Here is a 21,886-nt window from a genome sequence, read left to right on the forward strand (position 1 = left end):
ATACCTAAGAAAAAAACATGATCAACATCACACTGCCAGATGGCTCTGTGCGCCAGTATCCAAAAGGCGTGACAGGCCTAGAGATTGCCACCAGCATCAGTGAGGGACTAGCACGTAATGTGCTGGCTGTAAAAGTGGGTGATTCCGTTTGGGATCTCTCGCGTCCTATTGAGGCGGATGCTGGCGTGCAACTGCTTACATGGAACGATGACTTGGGCAAGAACACTTTCTGGCACTCTTCAGCCCACTTGCTGGCTGAAGCATTGGAGGAGCTATACCCCGGCATCAAGTTCGGCATAGGTCCCCCGATTGAGAACGGCTTTTACTATGACGTGGACTTGGGGGAGGGTAAGGCTTTCTCACAGGACGACTTTGCCAAGGTAGAGCAGAAAATGCTGGAACTGGCGCGTGCCAAGAATGAGTACAAGCGTCAGGAGGTTTCCAAGGCCGAAGCCGAGAAGTACTTCACAGAGAAAGGTGACCATTACAAGCTGGACCTGATCAAGGACTTGGAGGATGGTACCATCACCTTCTATACCCAAGGTAACTTCGTGGACCTTTGCCGTGGACCGCATATCCCTAACACTGGCTTTATTAAGGCGGCTAAGCTGATGAACGTGGCCGGTGCCTACTGGCGCGGCGACGAGAAGAGCAAGCAGCTGACCCGTATCTATGGCATTACCTTCCCTAAGCAAAAGGAACTTACAGAGTACCTTGAGCGCTTAGAAGAAGCCAAGAAGCGTGACCACCGCAAATTGGGTAAAGAAATGGAGTTGTTTGCCTTCTCTGAGAAAGTGGGGATGGGCTTGCCGCTATGGCTGCCGAAAGGCACGCTGCTGCGTGAGCGTCTGGAGCAGTTTATGCGTAAGGCACAGGTAAAAGCCGGCTACCAGCCAGTGGTTACACCGCACATAGGCAGCAAGGAGCTTTACATCACTTCCGGTCACTACGAGAAGTACGGAGCAGACTCATTCCAGCCGATCAAGACACCAAACGAAGGGGAGGAGTTCTTCCTGAAGCCGATGAACTGCCCACACCACTGCGAAATTTACAAGACCCGTCCGCGCTCTTACAAAGAGCTGCCGGTGCGTTTTGCCGAGTTCGGCACGGTATACCGTTACGAGCAAAGCGGCGAGCTGCACGGCTTGACCCGCGTGCGTGGATTTACGCAGGATGATGCGCACATCTTCTGCCGTCCGGATCAAGTGAAAGACGAGTTTAAGAAGGTAATTGACCTCGTGCTATACGTGTTCAATGCGCTCGGCTTTGAGGACTATACTGCCCAAATCTCCCTGCGTGATCCGGAGAACAAGCAGAAATACATAGGTGGTGACGAGGCATGGGAGAAAGCAGAGAGCGCGATCATTGAGGCAGCCGAAGAGAAAGGCCTGCGCACTGTAACCGAACTGGGAGAAGCCGCGTTCTACGGACCAAAGCTTGACTTTATGGTACGCGATGCATTGGGTCGTAAGTGGCAGCTGGGAACTATTCAAGTGGATTATCAGTTACCGGAACGCTTCCAACTGGAGTATATCGGTGCTGACAATGCCAAGCATCGCCCTGTGATGATTCACCGTGCGCCATTTGGTTCGCTGGAGCGCTTCGTGGCTGTGCTGATCGAACACTGCGGCGGTAACTTCCCGCTGTGGTTGAGCCCAGAGCAGTTTGCCATCCTGCCTATTTCGGAGAAGTACCAAGACTTTGCGCAGCAGGTATACGACCGCTTGCAGCAAGAGGACATCCGTGGCTTCGTGGACAACCGCGACGAGAAGATCGGACGTAAGATACGCGACGCGGAAGTTAGTAAGGTGCCGTACATGCTGATCGTAGGTGAGAAAGAGCAGGAGAACGGTGCAGTCTCTGTTCGAAAGCACGGAGAAGGCGATTTAGGCACCATGACAGTGGAGGAATTCATCTCTTCCTTTCAGTCAAAAATTGCTGAGATGCTGAACAATTAAGAGAAGATATTTTTTTCTTGATATAAAAATTGCGATATTCGCACCCTGATTGTAGAAACTAAATTTAAGGAGGTAAAACCATAGCTACGCCAAACAAGCGCTACATCCCACGCGGAAAAGTGGAAGAGCCATACAAAGTCAATGATAAAATAACTGCCAGAGAGGTCCGGTTAGTTGGTGACAATGTAGAGCAGGGGGTATTCTCGACAAGAGATGCTCAGAAAATAGCGAACGAGCAGAATCTTGATCTTGTTGAGATTTCGCCAACTGCTAATCCACCGGTATGCCGTATTATCGACTACTCGAAATTCAAGTACGAGCAGAAGAAGAAAACCCGTGAGATGAAGGCCAAGGCTCAGAAAGTAGTCATTAAGGAGATCCGTTTTGGACCTAACACCGATGACCACGATTTTGAGTTCAAGCTGAAGCACGCGAAGTCTTTCCTAGAAAGTGGTTTCAAGATCAAATCGTATGTGCACTTCGTCGGACGTACGATCGTGTTTAAGGAAAGAGGGGAAATCCTGTTGCTTAAATTCGCTCAGGCGCTTGAGGACATCGCGAAAGTGGAGCAGCTGCCTAAATTGGAGGGAAAGAGAATGTTCTTGATCCTTTCGCCAAAAGTGGCCCCTCCTGCTAAAAAGTAATTTGTTTAATTAATTATATACACATGCCAAAAGTTAAAACAAAATCTGGTGCAAAGAAGCGTTTTTCTTTGACAGGTACTGGCAAAATCAAGCGTAAACACGCTTACAAAAGCCACATCCTGACCAAGAAGACGACGAAGCAGAAGCGTAACTTAACTCACACTGGCCTTGTTAGCTCAGCTGATATGGACCGCGTGAAATTAATGCTTCAAATCTAATTCCCCGGAATTAGAACGGTTAATTATTTAGTACGAACCCGGCATCTGGTCTTTTGAAGATTAAAATTTAATCACCAGCCGCCAAAACTTTTTAGAAATGCCTAGATCGGTAAACGTTGTCGCAGCGCGACACAGAAGAAAGAAAATGATGAAAATGGCCAAAGGTTACTTTGGCCGTCGCAAGAACGTCTGGACAGTTGCGAAAAACGCAATTGAAAAAGGTTTGCTTTATGCTTACCGCGACAGAAAAGCGAAAAAGAGAGATTTCCGCTCCCTATGGATCCAGCGTATCAACGCCGGTGCACGTGAGCATGGCATGTCTTACTCTCAGCTAATGGGCGCCCTGAAGAAGGCGAATATCGACCTGAACCGCAAAGTACTTGCTGATTTGGCGATGAACCACCCAGAAGCTTTCAAGAGCATCGTTGACAAGGTAAAGTAATTTACTTTAGATATATTACAGCAAAGGGCCTGACGCAAGTCAGGCCCTTTTTGCTTTTGTAACTTTCCAGCAAACTAACCAAAGTCATCTTTACGCATGACCGGTGTCATCGCATCAGAGCCTCTCAATGTGGTACTTGGCATCATGGCGGCGCTTTTTCCAGCGATTCCCCAAAAGCTGGGGCTATACCTGTAAAAGCGCGGCTGTTTCATGGTTTTAATGCTTAAAAATAAAGGTATGGAGGTAAATTTTACACGGAAATTGCTGCTGATAGGGGCCCTGCTGTGGTTCCCGATGGTAGCGGCTTGGGCACAGATCCACCTGACTCCTCAGATAAGGCCCCGCGCGGAATGGCGCAATGGGTACCAGAGTCTACCAAGCGGTCAGGACGGCGCTTTTTTTGTGAATCAGCGCTCTAGGCTCACATTGGATTACAAACAGCACCAAATGCAGATGCGCTTTAGTTTGCAGGACATCAGGGTATGGGGTGATGAAGCACATCTGAGAGACGTGCCCTCCACCGCTATGCATGAGGCTTGGGCCGAAATTGGACTGACTGACAGGTTCTCCGTACGGTTTGGCCGACAGGAGTTTGTTTACAATGGTGACCGCTTGCTAGGAAACGTGGACTGGGTGCAGCAGGCCCGCAGCCATGATGGCGTGCTGCTTAAGTATAGGCCTGATGGGATCAGCTTTGATGTGGGCGGGGCCTTTAACCAAGAGAAAGAGCAGCTGTTTGATACGCACTACGGGCTGAACAACTATAAAGTGCTCGGCTTTGTATGGGCGCAAAAACAGCTAAATGATCATTTGGCATTGTCAGCCATGCACATCAGTGATGGTTTTCAGCGGCCGGACACGGTTGGAGGCGTGTATTTCCGCCATACCTATGGGCTAGACTTGAACTTTAATAAAGATCGTTTTCAGGTGAGCGGTTCGTTTTACAGGCAGTCGGGAGAGCACGCCAACGGTAAGCGGATCGAAGCCTACCTAGGCGTGGCGGAAGCGAGCTATACCTTAAAGCCCTTGAAATTTACCATTGGCACGAACTATCTGTCAGGTATGGGGGGCGGTGAGCGGAAGATGCGTTCCTTTAACACCCTGTATGCCACCAACCATAAGTTCTATGGTTTCATGGATTACTTTATCAATATACCTGTAGATACGCGTAACGGTGGCCTGCAGAACAATTACATTAAAACCAGTTATAGTCTGGATGCAAAGTATACGTTCTCGATGGACTACCACTACTTTGCACTCGCTCAAAATTTAAGAGCCACGGAGTTGCTACCGGGTACAGGCAGCAAATACCTCGGTTCGGAGATAGATGCCGTACTGCACTACAAGCATGCCGATCACATACAATTTTTCTTGGGGTATAGCGCCTTGTTTGCGGGTAAGTCCATGGAGGCGATTAAACCGGGGAATGCTTCGGCCTATGCCGACTGGGCTTGGATGATGGTAAACATTCAGCCGAGGATATTATTGAAAGCGTTTAAGTAGGAGTATGGCCAAGACAAAATAAAAGCCCCTGCGGACGGCAGGGGCTTTCTGATATGAAACAGGAAGCCTAGCGGGCCATTAACTCATGAACCTTAGCCTTCACCGTCTCATCCTGCTGGTAGGCGGTAACAATGGCTTTATACTTATCTTCTGTTAGCCCTTCTTCTTCAATGGCTTTCTTTACATTCTCTTTCACGGCAGGCTGAATCTCTACAATCTGCTGTGCCGCCTTGTCGAAGGCGGCGAGCTGCTCGGGAGTAGCGCCGATGTCGCCTAGTTTCTGTTCGCGCTGTGCCTGTGCAAATTTGTTGAACTGCTCTACATCTAAGTTGGCTTCTTCGATCAGTTTGAGCATGGTCTGCTGACCTTCTTTCTGGATGGTGGTTACTTTGGTGTTAGCCTGAAGGAATTGCTTCAGTTCAGTCTCAGAGAATTTCTCCTCCTGCTGAACCTCTTGCTGAGGCAAATCTGTCTGCTGGGCAAAGGCTGCCTGTCCATAGCAGGTGGCACTGAGCAAAAAGGCGCCTAACAAGATCTTTTTCATTTTCTTCTGTGATAACATGCGGGTTGCAGTTTAGGTTGTAAGATGATTGTGAAGAGGCGGCTACAACTGTGCCACAATAAGGGGCAGAGCAGCTGAAATGCGGATTACGCAGCAAAGCTGAGACACCTCGTAAATTTTAAGATAGAGAAATTGCCGGATTGGTCCAAAAGCAAACAGAAATCTCTTTACTGAACGCAATATGTTAGGAAGATAATGCAATAGATTCGGCTCCTGATAGGCCTTGACTGGCAGAAAAGTGATGGGCATAAAAAAAGGCCCTAGAGTTTATCTAGAGCCTTGTAGCGGGGAGCAGAATCGAACTGCCGACCTCAGGGTTATGAATCCTGCGCTCTAACCATCTGAGCTACCCCGCCGAATTGTGGTGCAAATATAGGGGGTAAATTTTTAAAAAAGCAACAATTGTCGCACAAAAAAATATTTTATTTTCTGTATATTTAGCGAATCAGAAATTAACACTATACTTACTCAGACACTTACAATACCGAAAATGAGAGCTACAAAGACTAAATTTGTGCGTGAGTACCCCATCAATGCTTCTGCCCGCCTGTTATACCCTTATCTGAGCACGCCAAGCGGACTGGCACAGTGGTTCTGTGACGATGTATCGATAGATGAGGACAAGGTGTTTAACTTTTATTGGGATGGGCGCAATCACTACGCCGAAATGACCAGCCACCGCACGAACCGCTCGGTACGCTTTCTTTTCCTGAACGATGACAAGAGCCACGCTTCAGATCCTTCTTACATAGATTTCTCTATTGAGTCGAGCGAACTAACGCAGGAGCAGTACCTGAAAGTAATGGACTACTCTGAAGAGGATGATGAAGAGGAACTGTCTGAACTCTGGGAGCATTTGCTGCAGAAGCTCCGCGAAATAGTGGGAGGGTAGCGCATCTTGCCGCTAAAGGCTTATCTTTGCACGATTTTTGAAAGTCCGGTGTTAAAAGAAAAACCCGGGCTATTCTACCGCCCCAATGCCATTAGGCCCTCATGAAGAAATTAGATAAGCTTATATTAAGGTCTTTTGCCGGACCGTTTTTTCTTACGTTTGCCATTGTGGAGTTTATTCTGCTCACGCAGTATATGCTCAAGTATCTGGATGAACTGGTTGGGAAAGACCTCGGATACGACGTGTTTGCCGAGCTGCTGTTTTACTTCAGTATAAACATGGCGCCCATTGCGCTGCCTTTGGCGGTGCTGCTTTCCGCGCTGATGACATTTGGCACCCTAGGTGAGCACCATGAGCTGACGGCTATTAAGACGTCCGGTATCGCACTGCCGCGCATTCTGCGCCCGGTTGCTTTCCTTGTGGTGGCTGTGGCGATCGGTGCCTTCTTTTTCAACAACTTCGTGGTGCCCAAAGCCAACTTGAAAGCCTATAGTCTGCTATGGGATATTCGCCAGAAAAAACCTGCCATGAACTTTAAGGAGGGTGCTTTTTACAATGGCCTCCCCGGCTACAGCATCAAAATCAATGAAAAATTGAACGATGGCCGCACCCTGCGCGACATCATGATCTATGACCACTCGAAAGGGGGGAACAACACCACCGTGATACTGGCCGACTCTGGCAAGATGTACACGGAGTATGACGACAACTACTTGGTGCTAGAGCTGTTTAGGGGCAATACCTATGTGGATCAGAATGACGGAGGGTTTAGAAGTTCCTCCGAGCAGTTTGTCCGTGAGAAATTTGACGCCACCAAAATCATCTTCAGTTTGGCCTCATTTGAATTGGGGCGAACGCGAGAGGAGCTGTTCTCTGACAACAAAATGATGAAGAACATCAATGAGTTGAGCACCGTCACAGATTCGCTCAGGCGTTCAGGTGATCGGGAGAAAAGGATGTATGCGCCCAATATTGACCCCTTCTACATGTATTTTAAAGCCGATACCGGCAATGTTAAGAATGGTATTGTGCTGAACAGGGCGGAGCCAGATTCTGTAGTGAAGGCGCGTCAACTTGTAGACTTAAATGCCGATATTCTTATGTCGGCTTCAACGAAAGCCCGCAATGTGAAGAGTTTTACATCCAGTTATTTGGAGCGCATCAACACGCTGAAGCGCGATGCCAATAACTATGAGATTGAGATTTGGCGAAAATACACGCAGTCGGCCGCCATCCTGATCATGTTCCTGATCGGTGCGCCACTTGGTGCTATTATCAAGAAAGGGGGGCTCGGTGTGCCGGTGATCATTTCCATCATCTTCTTCATCGTGATGTATGTGCTGGGAATACTCGGTGAGAAGTGGGCAAGGGAGGGTCTGATATCTGTTGGAGCAGGTATGTGGGGGGCTAATGCCATTCTGCTGCCGATAGGACTCTTCTTCCTGTATCAGGCGCAGAACGACTCTAGTCTGCTGGAAGTGGACTTCTGGCGCAAGTTGATGACGCGCTTGAAGCGCAATAAAATATAGGGCAGGCTGAGAATAACTCTGCGCAAATAATTTTTTAATATAGATAATTTGTATAACTTTGCGGCTTATACGGGAATCTATCCACTGAATATAACAGATTGATATTTTTTATACGCAATGAAATTAACTACTGAAGCGAAACAAGAAATTTTTGAAAAGCACAGCCTGAGCAAGTCTAAGACTGACACTGGTTCTGCTGAAGGCCAGATCGCGCTGTTCACTACGCGCATTGCTGATCTGACAGAGCACCTGAAGGTTCACAAGAAAGACTTCGGCACTCGTCTTGGTCTTCTTAAGCTGGTTGGTAAAAGAAGAAGACTTCTGAACTACCTGCAGAAAAACGACATTGAGCGATACAGAGCGATCATCGCCGAGCTTGGTATCCGTAAATAAGCTTATAGAATATTAGGGAATTTCTTACAGGGATTCCCTAATTTTTTCTATCCCTCTCCTTATTCCCCTTCCTCTTTGCCAGTAACCTAGCAGCGGCTGCAAACGGTAGCCCTGTTGTATTTGATGCTAAAAAAATAATAATTGAAGATGTCACAAAACGCGATCACAAAAACAATCATTCTTCCGGATGGCCGGGAGATTACAATCGAGACTGGTAAACTAGCCAAGCAGGCTGACGGTTCTGTAGTAGTTAAAATGGGTACTACCATGCTACTTGCGGCTGTTGTTTCCAATAAAGATGCCCGTGAAGGGGTTGACTTTTTGCCTCTTTCTGTTGACTATCAGGAGAAATTCGCTTCTTCTGGTAAGATACCTGGAGGCTTCCTGAAGAGAGAAGCAAGACTTTCAGATTACGAAATTCTTATTTCGCGTTTGGTTGACCGTATCCTGCGACCAATGTTCCCGGGAGACTATCATGCCGAAACGCAAATGACTATACATATGATCTCTGCTGACGCTGAGATCATGCCGGATGCCCTAGCGGCTTTGGCGGCCTCTGCAGCCCTTGCTGTTTCTGACATTCCTTTCAACGGCCCGATCTCTGAAGTACGCGTAGCGCGTATCGAGGGTCAGTTTGTAATCAACCCGAAAGTGTCTGACTTGCGTAACGCAGACATCGACATGATCGTGGGTGGCTCTATCGACAGCGTTGCCATGGTAGAGGGCGAGATGAACGAAGTATCTGAACAGGAGATGCTGGATGCAATCGCTTTTGCTCACGAAGCCATTAAAGTACAATGCCAAGCCCAAATGGAGCTTGCCGAGATGGTAGGCAAACTGCAGAAGCGCGAGTACTCACACGAAACGCATGATGACGAGCTACGTCAGAAGGTATACAGTGCCACTTACGACAAGGCTTTGGAAGTAGCCAAAAGAGGCCGCGCAAACAAGTCTGAGCGTAAAGAAGGCTTTGCAGCTGTACTGAACGAGTTTGTTGAGTCATTAGGTGAGGAGCATGGCTATGACATGACGCTTATCAAAACCTACTACCACGATGTGGAGAAGGAAGCTGTTCGCAACATGATTCTGAACGACCGCGTTCGTTTAGATGGTCGCCAACTGAACGAAATTCGCCCTATCTGGTCAGAAATAAACTACTTGCCTGCTACCCATGGCTCTGCTGTTTTCACCCGTGGCGAAACGCAGTCATTGACCACTGTAACCCTTGGTACCAAGCTGGACGAGCAGATGATCGACAGCGCTATGGTGTCAGGTACAAATAAATTCCTGCTGCACTATAACTTCCCTGCCTTCTCTACTGGCGAGGTGAAGCCAAACAGAGGCCCAGGACGTCGTGAGATAGGTCACGGTAACCTAGCCCTGCGTGCCCTTAAGAAAGTTCTTCCTGCAGATTCTGAAAACCCATACACGATCCGTATCGTGTCTGATATTCTGGAGTCAAATGGTTCTTCTTCAATGGCGACAGTTTGCGCCGGCTCACTGGCTCTGATGGATGCCGGTGTTCCTGTAAAGGATGGAGTTTCAGGTATAGCCATGGGATTGATCACAGATGAGAAAACGGGCAAATTCGCCGTTCTATCTGACATCTTGGGTGACGAGGACCATTTGGGTGACATGGACTTTAAAGTGGCCGGTACCAGCAAAGGTATCACCGCCTGCCAGATGGACATCAAAGTACAGGGGCTGTCACACGATGTGTTGAGCCAAGCCCTTGCACAGGCAAGAGAAGGCCGTCTGCACATCCTGAACGAGATGAACAAAACCATTGCCGCTCCTAACGTTGACTACAAACCGCATACACCGCGATCATTCAATATTGTGATTGATAAGGAGTTCATCGGTGCCGTAATCGGACCAGGTGGTAAGGTGATTCAGCAGATTCAGAAGGACACGGGTGCTACGATCATCATCGAGGAGAAGAATGAGAAAGGCCACGTGAACATCTTCGCTAGCAACCAAGACTCTATGAACAACGCTGTTTCTAAGATCAAGGCGATAGTGGCGCAGCCGGAGATTGGCGAGGTTTACATCGGAAAGGTGAAGTCAATTCAGCCTTACGGTGCCTTTGTTGAGTTCATGGCGGGTAAAGACGGATTGCTGCATATCTCTGAGATCAAGCACGAACGTCTTGAGATCATGGAGGGTGTGCTGGAGATCGGTGAAGAAGTGAAAGTGAAGCTGATCGACGTAGATAAGAAGACTGGTAAATTCAAGCTTTCACGCAAGGCTATTCTTCCTAAGCCGGGCGCTGCAGAGCAAAATTAATCCTACTATTTAATACTCCTGATGCCCGTTCCGTATAAGACGGAATGGCGTCAGGAGTATTATGTTTTCCCCTCGCGTTCGAGGTTCTTGATTTTATTCGTAAAATGTAAGAACTTTGCGCGATTTTCTGATGTTACCACAGCGAGCCCGAAATTAAGATTTTTACATTTTTGCAATAACAATATACTCTGATGAGACAACTCAAGATAAGCAAACAGATCACCAACCGCGAAAGCCAGTCGCTTGACAAATACCTGCAAGAGATTGGTAAAGTTGATTTGCTTACCCCGGATGAGGAGGTGTCGCTGGCACAGAGGATCAAAGAGGGAGATCAGTTTGCGCTTGAGAAATTGACAAAAGCTAACCTGCGTTTCGTTGTGTCGGTAGCCAAGCAGTATCAGAACCAAGGCCTTTCGCTGGGCGACCTTATCAATGAGGGAAACTTGGGTCTGATCAAGGCGGCTAAGCGCTTTGACGAGACAAGAGGCTTTAAGTTTATCTCTTACGCCGTTTGGTGGATCCGTCAGTCGATCCTGCAGGCATTGGCTGAGCAGTCACGCATTGTGCGTCTGCCGCTTAACCGTGTTGGTTCCCTGAACAAGATCTCTAAATCTTTCTCCGAACTGGAGCAGAAGTTTGAGCGTGAGCCGTCACCTGAAGAAATCGCCGAAGTACTGGAGCTGACCACAGCCGAGGTAGTCGATACGCTGAAGATTTCAGGTCGCCACGTATCAGTTGACGCCCCATTTGTGCAAGGCGAGGAAAACCGTCTGCTAGACGTACTGGAAAACGAGGACGAAGAGTCTCCGGACACTGGTTTGATGAACGACTCACTTCGCAAAGAGGTACAGCGTGCATTATCTACGCTGACGAAACGTGAAGCTGACGTGATCACACTTTACTTTGGCCTAAACGGTGAGCACTCACTGACCTTGGAAGAGATCGGGGAGAAGTTCAACCTGACCCGTGAGCGTGTGCGCCAGATCAAAGAAAAAGCGATTCGCAGACTGCGCCATACATCCAGAAGCAAAGCATTGAAGCCTTACTTAGGCTAGTCTTAACATGACATTTAAAAAGCCCTGGCCCAAAGGTCAGGGCTTTTTTTATTTCTGCAGCTGGCCTTCTGCCTAATTAACACAGGTAGTATGCAGGCAGAGCATGAGAAATTTTGTATACTTGCAACCAAATTTCGATTTAGTTTTACAACCACATGGAAATAGAAAAAGTTAAGTGTTTGATCATCGGTTCTGGCCCTGCTGGTTACACAGCAGCTATATATGCCTCTAGAGCCGGACTCAATCCTGTTTTATACCAAGGACTGCAGCCGGGAGGCCAACTTACCATCACCAATGATGTAGAAAATTATCCGGGCTACCCGGATGGCATTAACGGTCCGCAGATGATGGAGGACTTTAAGCGTCAGGCTGAACGCTTTGGTACAGATGTAAGGTATGGCATCGCCACAGCCGTTGATTTTTCTTCACAACCGCATAAAGTGACCATTGACGATCAGAAAGTGATTGAGGCGCATACTGTGATTATCTCTACTGGCGCTTCAGCCAAATGGCTGGGGATGGAGTCGGAGGCGAGATTGAACGGTAATGGCGTAAGTGCTTGCGCCGTTTGTGATGGTTTCTTCTACCGTGGCCAGGATGTGGCCATCGTTGGTGCTGGCGATACGGCAGCAGAGGAGGCGACCTATCTCTCTAATATCTGTAACAAGGTATACATGATCGTGCGTCGCGACGAAATGCGTGCTTCAACCATCATGCAGGAACGCGTGAAGAAGACGAAGAACATTGAAATACTCTGGAATTCAGTTACGGATGAGATTCTGGGTGAGGAAGTGGTAGAGGCAGTGCGTGTACGCAATGTGCTGACTGATGAGTTGCGTGAGATTCCGGTGAAAGGTTTTTTTGTGGCGATCGGGCACAAACCAAACTCCGATATTTTCGCCGAATACCTGAACCTAGACGAAAACGGTTATATCCGCACCATTCCGGGCACTAGCAAGACCAACATCGACGGTGTTTTTGCCTGTGGCGACGTGCAGGACTTCACCTACCGCCAAGCGGTGACTGCTGCCGGTACAGGTTGTATGGCCGCCCTTGATGCGGAACGTTATCTGGCTGCTCAGGATTTGCACTAAATATTTGCGTGCGGCATACCCGGCTTATGATGATATAGCACATACGCTTGGGTATAGCCACAATAAAATGGCGAAGCTGTAGTTAGTGATTGCGAGAATGAGTTTAAGAACGCAGCTCCGTCTAATATCAAATCTAATGCTAAAGTTTAAAGCACCCCTTTCAATTGCACTATTTATGCTCTGTTTCCTATGCGGAACAGAGAGTGCTTTTGCACAGGGTAAGGTCAAGGACCTGTTCAAAGTGAAGTCGCCCAAAATCGACTACGTGCGTCCGGATACCACGATACTGATCAAGTATGAGGAGTTTCCAGACGATGATTCTGATGCGGGGAAATCCATTTTCTTCAACCCGAAAAAAGAGCTTTCCATTGTAAGCGAAGACACCTCTGATCTAGATCTGGGGGAGCAGCACATCGTTGAGGTTTCGGAAGAAGTGCTAATTGACTCCACGTGGATAAAGATTGCGGGCTATTATGCTATTTGGGACACGCGGAACATCAACCCTTACCGTATGGACGGGCGTCAGCTGAAAGATACAGTTGACATTACCTTGTATGATCCTCGTGTAAAGCGTGATTATAAAATGCCATTGGAGAAGACGCCTGTTACGAGCCGTTTCGGCCACAGGGGCTATCGCTGGCACTACGGCACTGACATTGATCTGGACACGGGCGATTCCATTTACGCCGCTTTCGACGGGGTAGTGCGTATAAACAAGTGGGATGGCAGTGGCTATGGCAATTACATTGTGTTACGTCATTACAATGGACTCGAAACGCTTTACGGGCATATGAGCAAGACCATTGCCGAGACGGGCCAGTTTGTAAAAGCCGGTGAGGTGATCGGACTGGGGGGGAGCACGGGACGCAGTTCTGGTCCACACTTGCATTACGAGGTCCGCTATCAAGGGAACCCGCTTGACCCTGAGTTGATGTATGACTTTCCAGACTACCTGCTCAAAGGGCAAAGCTTTGTGATTACGTCAGCTGTATTTAACTATTATAACAAAGCCAAGGGTTCGAAATCGAGTGGATCGCGAAAGGCTTCTTACCATAAAGTGCGCAGCGGCGACACCCTGTCAGGTATAGCGAAGCGCTATGGCATATCCGTTTCCCAGATTACCAGACTAAACGGCATCAGCACGCGGACTACCCTAAAAGTTGGGCGCTCGCTCCGCATCAAATAAATTAGACAAAAGGATGAAATTAGATATACTTGCCTTTGCCTCACACCCGGATGATGTAGAGTTGGGCTGTGCGGGTACACTCATTGCGCATATTGCGGCCGGAAAAAAAGCTGGCGTAGTGGATTTAACGCGGGGTGAACTGGGTACAAGAGGAACACCGGCGGAGCGTGTTGCTGAAGCCGAAGAAGCCGCCAAAATCATGCAGCTGTCTGTTCGTGATAATCTGGGTTTTGCTGATGGTTTCTTCGCTAATGACAAAGAACATCAGCTGCAGATTGTGAGAAAGGTACGCCAGTACCAGCCTGATATTGTGCTGATGAATGCTATCCACGACCGTCATCCGGACCATGGCCGGGGTGCTGCTGTAGTTGCCGAGGCTTGTTTCTTGGCCGGCCTTAGAATGATCAAAACCTTGGGCGATGATGGGCTGGAACAAGCGGCTTGGCGCCCGAAGGGCATGTACAACTTCATACAGGATCGCTACATCAAGCCGGACTTCGTGATGGACGTTACCCCTTATTGGGAGAAGAAAATGGAAACCATCCGTGCCTTCAAAACACAGTTCTATAACCCTGATGATACTTCCCCGAACACGTATATTTCTTCGCCTGAGTTTTTAGATTTCATCGAGTCCAGAGCGAGAGAGTATGGGCATGCCATAGGAGTGACCTACGGAGAGGGTTTCACCTCTGCCAAGCAGGTGGGCGTTCGCAACCTCTTTGATCTGATCTAACTCGGATTTTCTCTCCAAAATATGATAAACAGAAAGGGCCGGATCTAAATCCGGCCCTTTCTGTTTTAAGCTACTTATACCTTATTTAACTCTGTTCTTTCGCCAGTTTGAAGCGGTGCCATTCTGAGTCTCCGTTGTGGTAGCGGTTACCTTTGGCTTATTGTTGCCAAGCAGTATGGCGGCCAGCACGGCGGCGATTTCTTCCGTGTCTTCAGTAGGCTTTGGTTCCAGCACGCTTGGGCTGAAATAGCGCTCGATGAATTTCGTGTCGAAATTGCCTGAAACAAAGGCCTCATGCTGCAGCACAAAAGTGCCGAATGGGAGTGTGGTCTCTATACCTGTTATCTTATATTCCTCGATAGCTCGCAGCATTTTTTCGATGGCCTCCTGACGGTCTTTGCCGAAAGTCACTAGTTTGGCGATCATCGGATCATAATAGATCGGAATGTCCATGCCTTGCTCAAAACCATCATCTACACGCACTCCCAATCCCTGCGGACGAACATAGGTTTCTAAGCGACCAATATCCGGCAGGAAATTATTCATGGGATCTTCGGCATACACACGCAGCTCCAACGCATGACCATTTATTGTAAGGTCTTCTTGGCGGAAGCCCAAGGGCTTGCCTTCTGCAATATGGATCTGCTCTTTTACCAAGTCCAGTCCGGTAATTTGTTCCGTCACCGGATGCTCTACCTGCAGACGGGTATTCATTTCAAGGAAGTAGAAATTCAGATTCTCATCCACTAGGAACTCTACAGTGCCGGCTCCCACATAGTCGCAGGCCTTGGCTACATTGACGGCACAGCGGCCCATCTCATCACGCAGTCCCGGGGTCAGAACAGCTGATGGGGCTTCTTCGATTACTTTTTGGTGACGACGCTGTATAGAGCACTCACGCTCAAAAAGATGTACGATATTGCCGTGCGTATCGCCCAGCACCTGAATCTCGATGTGACGCGGTGAGCCGATGTATTTTTCGATGAATACGGAGCCGTCGCCAAAAGCTGAAGTAGCCTCACTAACAGCCAATTTCATCTGCTCCTCAAACACGTCCACGCTATCGACTACACGCATACCCTTGCCACCGCCACCGGCGCTGGCTTTGATCAGGATCGGGAATCCGACTTTAGAGGCGATTTCTTTAGCTTCCTCCACATCCGTGATAGCTTCCTCGGTGCCCGGTACCATGGGTATCTTGTACTTGGCAACAGCGGCTTTCGCAGCCAGTTTGCTGCCCATCAGTTCGATGGCTTCAGGAGAGGGGCCAATGAAAATAAGACCGGCTTCTTTAACCTGCCGTGCAAAATTTGCGTTTTCAGAAAGGAAACCATAACCCGGATGAATGGCGTCCACGTTTAGGCGCTTGCAGACATCTATGATTACGTCGCCTCGCAGGTACGATTCGTTTGATTTGGGGCCGCCTACGCACACCGCCTCGTCGGCATAGCGCACGTGCAGGGCATTGCGGTCTGCCTCGCTGTAGATGGCTACCGTACTGATACCCATTTCTTTGGCTGAACGCATCACGCGCAGTGCTATCTCGCCTCTGTTGGCTACGAGTATCTTGTTGATTTTTCTCATGCAGTAGCTAAGCTTTATTTTTATTCAAATTAACGGTATTGTGGGCAAACATAAAAATGAGCTACCCAAAAAGGGGACTAGAGAGTATTAGAAATTGTTTATGAATCTATAAAATCATAAATTTGCAGTCATTATACTCAGAACTGAATATATAGTATAACTAACTATATCAGAACCTTAAATTATCCCGAAACTTAATTAAACACAAGGTGGATTTATTTGAAAAGTTGTTGACCAACAGAGGTCCGTTAGGCAGCCACTCACATTATGCGCATGGCTATTTCACGTTTCCAAAGCTTGAAGGGGAGATTGCTCCGCGTATGAAGTTTAGAGGCAAGGAGGTACTTACTTGGAGCCTTAACAACTATTTGGGCTTGGCTAACCACCCGGAAGTACGTAAAGCTGACGCTGAGGCGGCTGCTGAATGGGGTATGGCTTATCCGATGGGTGCCCGTATTATGTCCGGTAACTCGAACCTGCATGAGAAGCTGGAGTCCGATCTGGCTGACTTTGTGCAGAAACCTGACGCTTTGTTGCTGAACTTTGGCTACCAAGGTGTTGTATCGATCATTGACGCGCTCGTGGACCGTCATGACGTAATTGTATATGATGCGGAGTCACACGCCTGTATTATCGACGGTGTGCGTCTGCACCAAGGCAAGCGCTTCGTGTATGGTCATAACGACATGGCGAGCCTTGAGAAACAACTGGAGCGTGCCACTCGCTGGGCTGAAAACACAGGTGGTGCCATTCTGGTGATCACGGAAGGAGTATTCGGTATGTCCGGTAACTTGGGCAATCTGAAAGAAGTGGTAGAGCTCAAGAAAAAATTCCAATTCAGACTGTTTGTAGACGATGCGCACGGTTTCGGTACCATGGGTAAAACAGGCGCCGGAACTGGGGAGCACTTGGGTGTGCAGGACGGTATAGACGTGTACTTCTCTACTTTTGCCAAATCCATGGCTAGCATCGGTGCCTTCGTGGCCGCAGATGAGCAGGTAGTAGAGTACCTTCGCTACAACATGCGCTCGCAGATTTTTGCCAAGTCGCTTCCAATGCCGTTGACAGTTGGTGCCATCAAGCGTTTGGAGTTACTGCGCACAAAGCCTGAGTTGAAAGACAAACTTTGGGAGGTGGTGAATGCCCTGCAGACTGGTCTGCGTGAGAAAGGCTTTAATATCGGTACAACTGAGTCGCCGGTTACGCCTGTGTTCCTGAACGGCCAGATTCCAGATGCAACCCAGCTGACGCTCGATCTGCGTGAGAACTACAACATCTTCTGCTCCATCGTGGTGTACCCTGTTGTGCCGAAAGACGTGATCATGCTGCGTCTAATCCCTACCGCCGTTCATACCTTGGACGATGTGAAGGAGACAATCGATGCTTTCGAAAAGATTGCACAAAAACTAGACAAAGGTCTATACTCTAAGGCACAGGTTTCTGCTTAATTTGCTTTAAAGGCATATATTAAAGTTTGCTAATCTTTGCATGTTATCATTTAATGTGTATATTGGAGCAGTAAAAACAAATGTTTCACTATAATAAACACCTCTAATGAACAACAACTTTAGCAAACTCAAGGACCTAGTTATGTCGTTGGAAGCTGACTTCGAAAAATTCTACGACAAGAACAACGCTGCTGCTGGTACTCGTGTACGTAAGGGTATGCAAGACCTGAAAAACATGGCACAGGACATCCGTAAGGAAGTTCAGGACATGAAAAACAGCGCTACAGAGACGAAATAAGTAGCTCTTATAGCAAGTAAAACAAAAGAGGTGGTCTTTTCAGACCACCTCTTTTGTTTTTAAAGAACTGTTTTTCAGTTAGTTAACTGAAACTAAATAATAGTTTTTCTTACCCTTCTGTACAACAAGGTATTTTTGCTGCAGTAGCTCGTAGTTTACCGGATCTTCCGTTCCCTGAATTTTCTGACGGTTAATACTCACGCCGCCGTTCTTGATCATGCGCTTGGCTTCGCCCTTCGATTCGAAGATTTGGCCACCCGTAACTTCAGAAAGTAGATCGCTAACCGTGGCAGCTCCTTCGTAATGGCCGCGGCTCACTTCTATCTGCGGCACACCTTCAAACACTGATAGCAAAATATCCTCCCGAAGGCCTTTTAGCGTATCTAGATCGCCTTTTCCAAATAAAATTTCAGAAGCATCGACTGCGGATTTGTAATCTTCTTCGGAATGCACGCGAATTGTAACATCTTTAGCCAAGGCTTTTTGCAATACACGCAAATGCGGGGCCTGTTTGTGCTCCTCTATTAGGCTTTCTATTTCATTCTGCGGCAACAGCGTGTATACCTTGATCAGTTTCTCAGCCTCCTCGTCAGACAGGTTCAGCCAGAACTGGTAGAACTTGTAAGGAGAGGTGAGGGCCGGGTCTAGCCATACGTTGCCACCCTCTGACTTACCGAATTTAGTGCCATCCGATTTGGTCACCAATTTACCCACTAAAGCGAAAGCTTTGCCATCATCTATACGACGGATCAACTCCGTGCCTGTGGTGATGTTACCCCACTGGTCAGAGGCTCCCATCTGCAGTCGCACGTTGTGGTGCTTGTACAAGTGGTAGAAATCGTAGCCCTGTATCAGCTGGTAAGAAAACTCTGTGAAAGAAAGACCCTCGGCTCGGTTGCCCTCTTCGTCGGCGCTGATGCGCTTCTTTACCGAGTCCTTAGCCATCATGTAATTTACGGTTAGGTGCTTGCCCACCTCGCGCAGGAAGCCCAGAAAGCTAAACTCCTTAAACCAGTCGTAATTGTTCACGATCTCTGCGGAGTTCGCACCACTGTTAAATTCAAGGAATTTCTCCAGTTGCTTGCGTATACCCGCTTGGTTAGCCAACAGTGTGTTTTCATCAAGCAGATTACGTTCTGCTGATTTTCCAGAAGGGTCTCCGATCATACCGGTGGCGCCGCCTACCAATGCCACGGGTTTGTGGCCTGCACGCTGCAAGTGTACCAGCAGCATGATGGTGGCCAAGTTGCCGATATGCAATGATGATGCCGTCGGGTCAAAGCCAATGTAGCCGGTCGTCATACCGGATGCAAGTTGTTCCTCCGTACCGGGCATGAAATCGTGGAGCATGCCTCTCCATCTTAGTTCTTCTATCAAGTTCATGTAAGCCTAAATCGTCTATTCCGGACAAATATAAAAAAGAGTTGGCACAACCCTTAATATAAGGTCTCCATAAAGCTCACTTTGATCTTGGTCTGGAAGTCGCCAATCACCTTGAATATCTCTTTTAGGGTTACTTGTTCTATCTTGGTGAGTGTCTTAGGGTCCAGCAGATTGTCGGGCGCTTTTCGGTCGTCAATGATCTGTATCGCCTGTTTCTTCAGCCGCATCCCCATCAGGTAATAATAGGCCTGTAACAGTTCCTGACGCTCCTTTTCAGTGAAAATACCCATTTGGGCGAGTGCTTCTAGGCGTTCCCCGGTGTTTGTTAAGAAAATACGGTTGCGCAGCGCGTAGGCGCGCACCAAGTCTACGATAGGTGTCATGGTCTTCTTTAGGTTAAATACCTGCTGACTGCCACTGCTGAAAGTTTTGATTGTATTGAAAAAGGTAAGTGGCGGCTCATACTGTAGCGCGTTCTGGGCCATGTGGTGCAGAAACCTATGCCTTGGGTTTTTGAGCTCCTCATTCAGAAAGGCTTTCAGCTCGTCCATAATGGACGCATCGCCATACAGAAAGCGGCAGTCGAAGAAGGTAGCCACTTTGAGCACCGCATCCGGGTCCGATTCTGCGAGCCAAGTGCTGTAGTTGCGCTTCCAGTGGGAGAGGGAGTGTGTCCATTTAGAGTTTTTGGCCATAAATCCCCCCTCGCAAAAACTGAAGCCTATGTGGTCAAGCCGTTCTGACACGATAGTGGCAAAAGCCAAAAAGTAGTCCCGTACCATTTCGCGCTGTTCGTTGGCCTTGTCTTCGTATATGATGGCATTGTCCTGATCGGTGCGTAGGGTTTGTTCTTGTCGGCCCTCACTGCCCAGCACCATAAAGACGAATTTAGCCGGTGGAGGCCCCATCTCCTCGATCACGCCCTCTATTACATTGATGGCTATGGTATCGGCCACCGTCGTGATCACCTGATTCACAATCTCAGACTTCACGCCCCGGTTGAGTAATTGGTACACTAGTTCAGGCACTTTTTGCCAGCGCTGTTTGAGCTCCGGAACGTTTCGGGCCAGCTTTACCGACTGTATGAACATAAAAGGGGACTGGGCCAGACTGCTGAGCAGTTTGTTGCGGCTAATGAACCCGCTATACCCAGCTGCCTCTTCTATAAGCAGATAGCGGGCGCGGGTTTGGAACATGAGCAGTACCGCTTCATAAATGTAGGCCTGTGAACTGATGGAGATAATGGGCTGGTCCATAATTTCCTGAACGGGACGGCTGTAATCTACCTGTCTGGCCACCACATTGTTGCGGAGGGTAAGGTCCGTGATATAGCCAACTATCTGCTCCTGCTCATCTTTCACGAAAAGACAGCTGACTTTCTGATCTATCATCGTCTGGGCCGCGTGTGTGATAGAAGTGTCGCCGGAGCAGGACACGATGGCCCTTGGTTCTATGGTCTGGAGCTTTCGGGAATACAGTTGGTCAGCCGCAATGTTGTTTTCGGGTTGTATGCGGGAGGGTCTGATGAAGTGCGCATACTCTTCATCAAGCATACGGCGTCCGTACTCGGCTGTGAAATAATGGAAGAAGCCCTCATAGGCTTGACAAAGTGCCAGAAACTCTTTGCGGTGCAAGGTATAAACCACGGTGCCCTTGGAGGGGATGACCGTGCGGAATGATCGGCGGCGGTTTAGCAGGATGGAGGCACCTCCAAAACAATGGCCACTGCCATACCTGACCGGAAGTCTTTTGTTCTGCTCGCTGTCGTAAAAGAATACCTCGTACTCCCCCCGCACGATAATATCGACTCCTCGCAGCTTCGAAACATCCTGCAGGTATAAGATCGTGTCTTTGGGGTGCTGTACTTCCTGCAGCAATTCAGCCACGCCCTGCAGTACCTCATCCGGAAGCAGGTTGAAGGGCTTGACGGTTTTTAAGAATTTGGATTTTGGGTTCATATTAAAAGAGCGGTTGCAAGGTATAGGAGCAAAATGATAAGAAGGGCGCTAATTACATACAGTAGCTTCCGCCGATGGCTTCTGGGTTTTTTGCGCAGTGCCTTTTCAGGTATAGGCGATTGCTGCAATTGAATGGTGCGCTCGTCAATGTCGCCTGCGCGCCAGAGTTCAAAAAAACAGCGGGCTGTGGCGTGGGCATCAATTAGTGCATCGTGCTCCTGCTGGAGTGGCTCCCCGAAGAGCCGCATGTAAAGTTCACCAAGCCGCATGTGGCGGTGGCGGGCTTCCCGTATAAAATGCCCTGTAGCCTGCATGGTGCAGAAAGTGGGCAGCTGCTCGAGCGGATTATCCAGTCCAGCCCTGTAAAAACCGAGGCCGAGCATATGATAATCGAGTTGCATAAAGTGTCCCACTACTAGCGGTTTAAACTTTAACAAGTCCTTTTGCAATTGCTGCATCGCCTCATAACGGCCGTGACCATTCTGCTCCAAAAATTCTAAGCTGATACCGTGAATGCTCTGTGAAACAGGGCTCATCTCGTAGTCGGAGGGTTTGATGTAGAAATTCTCCGACTTAACCAGATCGCCTTCGCGGGTATAGACCTCCCATGCGACCTGCACAATGTGCGGCCAGTTGTCCCGGGCAGAATAGGGCTTACTCCAGTCCTTAGGCAGACCGGAAGTTTCAGTGTCAACAAAGAGCAGGTAGGCGTTCACTTTA

21 protein-coding genes and 1 tRNA gene are annotated in these 21,886 nt (G+C 48.5%); 15 read left to right on the forward strand and 7 right to left on the reverse strand.

From position 1 onward, the window contains the following. Window positions 1–17: 17 nt before the first annotated feature. The 4 genes from thrS (at window position 18) to rplT (ending at window position 3,262) form a co-directional block, all read left to right on the forward strand. Complete coding sequence (gene thrS, locus Q1A04_RS17410) at window positions 18–1,958, forward strand: threonine--tRNA ligase (protein ID WP_299708534.1); 1,941 nt, start codon at window positions 18–20, stop codon at window positions 1,956–1,958. Window positions 1,959–2,077: 119 nt separating this feature from the next. Then, on the forward strand, window positions 2,078–2,602 hold the full coding sequence (infC, locus tag Q1A04_RS17415) for a translation initiation factor IF-3 (RefSeq protein WP_007656418.1): 525 nt from the start codon (window positions 2,078–2,080) through the stop codon (window positions 2,600–2,602). 23 nt (window positions 2,603–2,625) lie between these two features. Continuing rightward, a complete protein-coding gene (gene rpmI / locus Q1A04_RS17420) occupies window positions 2,626–2,820 on the forward strand; it encodes a 50S ribosomal protein L35 (RefSeq protein WP_007656420.1) in 195 nt (64 codons plus the stop codon). A gap of 97 nt (window positions 2,821–2,917) precedes the next feature. After that, entirely contained in the window at window positions 2,918–3,262 is a 345-nt protein-coding gene (rplT, locus tag Q1A04_RS17425) for a 50S ribosomal protein L20 (protein ID WP_220627401.1), read from the forward strand. 74 nt (window positions 3,263–3,336) lie between these two features. Here rplT and Q1A04_RS17430 read toward each other — a convergent pair whose 3' ends face one another. Then, window positions 3,337–3,474, reverse strand: a complete 138-nt coding sequence (locus Q1A04_RS17430) for a hypothetical protein (protein WP_299708541.1) — start codon at window positions 3,472–3,474, stop codon at window positions 3,337–3,339. 25 nt (window positions 3,475–3,499) lie between these two features. On the opposite strand from Q1A04_RS17430, the gene Q1A04_RS17435 reads away from it, so the two are divergent. After that, a complete protein-coding gene (locus Q1A04_RS17435; protein ID WP_299708543.1) occupies window positions 3,500–4,765 on the forward strand; it encodes an alginate export family protein in 1,266 nt (421 codons plus the stop codon). Window positions 4,766–4,832: 67 nt separating this feature from the next. Here Q1A04_RS17435 and Q1A04_RS17440 read toward each other — a convergent pair whose 3' ends face one another. Together Q1A04_RS17440 and Q1A04_RS17445 are read right to left on the reverse strand one after the other, a co-directional pair. Beyond that, complete coding sequence (locus Q1A04_RS17440; protein WP_299708545.1) at window positions 4,833–5,309, reverse strand: DUF4168 domain-containing protein; 477 nt, start codon at window positions 5,307–5,309, stop codon at window positions 4,833–4,835. Between the two features lie 300 nt (window positions 5,310–5,609). Continuing rightward, window positions 5,610–5,683 (reverse strand) — tRNA-Met (locus Q1A04_RS17445). Between the two features lie 134 nt (window positions 5,684–5,817). On the opposite strand from Q1A04_RS17445, the gene Q1A04_RS17450 reads away from it, so the two are divergent. The 8 genes from Q1A04_RS17450 to bshB1 all read left to right on the forward strand — a co-directional run bounded on the left by Q1A04_RS17450 (window position 5,818) and on the right by bshB1 (window position 14,495). After that, window positions 5,818–6,219 (forward strand): START-like domain-containing protein, encoded by a 402-nt coding sequence (locus tag Q1A04_RS17450; protein ID WP_299708547.1) that lies wholly within the window; start codon window positions 5,818–5,820, stop codon window positions 6,217–6,219. Window positions 6,220–6,320: 101 nt separating this feature from the next. Further along, window positions 6,321–7,748, forward strand: coding sequence for an LptF/LptG family permease (locus tag Q1A04_RS17455; protein ID WP_299708549.1), 1,428 nt, complete (start codon window positions 6,321–6,323; stop codon window positions 7,746–7,748). A gap of 117 nt (window positions 7,749–7,865) precedes the next feature. Further along, window positions 7,866–8,141, forward strand: coding sequence for a 30S ribosomal protein S15 (gene rpsO / locus Q1A04_RS17460; protein WP_116543530.1), 276 nt, complete (start codon window positions 7,866–7,868; stop codon window positions 8,139–8,141). Window positions 8,142–8,288: 147 nt separating this feature from the next. Beyond that, complete coding sequence (pnp, locus tag Q1A04_RS17465; RefSeq protein WP_299708555.1) at window positions 8,289–10,427, forward strand: polyribonucleotide nucleotidyltransferase; 2,139 nt, start codon at window positions 8,289–8,291, stop codon at window positions 10,425–10,427. Window positions 10,428–10,618: 191 nt separating this feature from the next. Beyond that, window positions 10,619–11,482 (forward strand): sigma-70 family RNA polymerase sigma factor, encoded by an 864-nt coding sequence (locus tag Q1A04_RS17470; protein ID WP_007656436.1) that lies wholly within the window; start codon window positions 10,619–10,621, stop codon window positions 11,480–11,482. Between the two features lie 155 nt (window positions 11,483–11,637). Beyond that, window positions 11,638–12,576, forward strand: coding sequence for a thioredoxin-disulfide reductase (trxB, locus tag Q1A04_RS17475; protein WP_299708557.1), 939 nt, complete (start codon window positions 11,638–11,640; stop codon window positions 12,574–12,576). Window positions 12,577–12,751: 175 nt separating this feature from the next. Then, window positions 12,752–13,762 carry a M23 family metallopeptidase gene (locus Q1A04_RS17480; protein WP_299708559.1) on the forward strand — a complete coding sequence of 337 codons (1,011 nt, stop codon included), beginning with the start codon at window positions 12,752–12,754 and terminating at the stop codon, window positions 13,760–13,762. 13 nt (window positions 13,763–13,775) lie between these two features. Beyond that, complete coding sequence (gene bshB1 / locus Q1A04_RS17485) at window positions 13,776–14,495, forward strand: bacillithiol biosynthesis deacetylase BshB1 (RefSeq protein WP_299708561.1); 720 nt, start codon at window positions 13,776–13,778, stop codon at window positions 14,493–14,495. A gap of 81 nt (window positions 14,496–14,576) precedes the next feature. Here the strand turns inward: bshB1 and accC are convergent, their stop codons facing one another. After that, window positions 14,577–16,079 (reverse strand): acetyl-CoA carboxylase biotin carboxylase subunit, encoded by a 1,503-nt coding sequence (accC, locus tag Q1A04_RS17490; RefSeq protein WP_299708563.1) that lies wholly within the window; start codon window positions 16,077–16,079, stop codon window positions 14,577–14,579. A 209-nt stretch (window positions 16,080–16,288) separates the two neighbouring features. Here accC and Q1A04_RS17495 point away from each other — a divergent pair, with 209 nt between their 5' ends. Continuing rightward, a complete protein-coding gene (locus Q1A04_RS17495) occupies window positions 16,289–17,527 on the forward strand; it encodes an aminotransferase class I/II-fold pyridoxal phosphate-dependent enzyme (protein WP_299708565.1) in 1,239 nt (412 codons plus the stop codon). Between the two features lie 106 nt (window positions 17,528–17,633). Further along, entirely contained in the window at window positions 17,634–17,825 is a 192-nt protein-coding gene (locus Q1A04_RS17500; protein ID WP_299708567.1) for a histone H1, read from the forward strand. Between the two features lie 78 nt (window positions 17,826–17,903). On the opposite strand, the gene tyrS is transcribed toward Q1A04_RS17500, so the two are convergent. Genes tyrS through Q1A04_RS17515 form a run of 3 tightly spaced genes read right to left on the reverse strand, consistent with a single transcriptional unit; the run spans window position 17,904 to window position 21,882 of the window. Beyond that, window positions 17,904–19,208 carry a tyrosine--tRNA ligase gene (gene tyrS, locus Q1A04_RS17505; RefSeq protein WP_299708569.1) on the reverse strand — a complete coding sequence of 435 codons (1,305 nt, stop codon included), beginning with the start codon at window positions 19,206–19,208 and terminating at the stop codon, window positions 17,904–17,906. Between the two features lie 53 nt (window positions 19,209–19,261). Then, window positions 19,262–21,166: a DUF294 nucleotidyltransferase-like domain-containing protein gene (locus Q1A04_RS17510; RefSeq protein ID WP_299708571.1), complete on the reverse strand. Its 1,905-nt coding sequence runs from the start codon at window positions 21,164–21,166 to the stop codon at window positions 19,262–19,264. Beyond that, entirely contained in the window at window positions 21,163–21,882 is a 720-nt protein-coding gene (locus tag Q1A04_RS17515; protein WP_299708573.1) for a 3'-5' exonuclease, read from the reverse strand. The genes Q1A04_RS17510 and Q1A04_RS17515 overlap by 4 nt, the downstream gene beginning before the upstream one ends. Window positions 21,883–21,886: the final 4 nt, after the last annotated feature.

It is taken from the genome of uncultured Pontibacter sp. (genome assembly GCF_947499215.1).
In the GTDB taxonomy this organism is placed as follows: Bacteria; Bacteroidota; Bacteroidia; order Cytophagales; family Hymenobacteraceae; genus Pontibacter.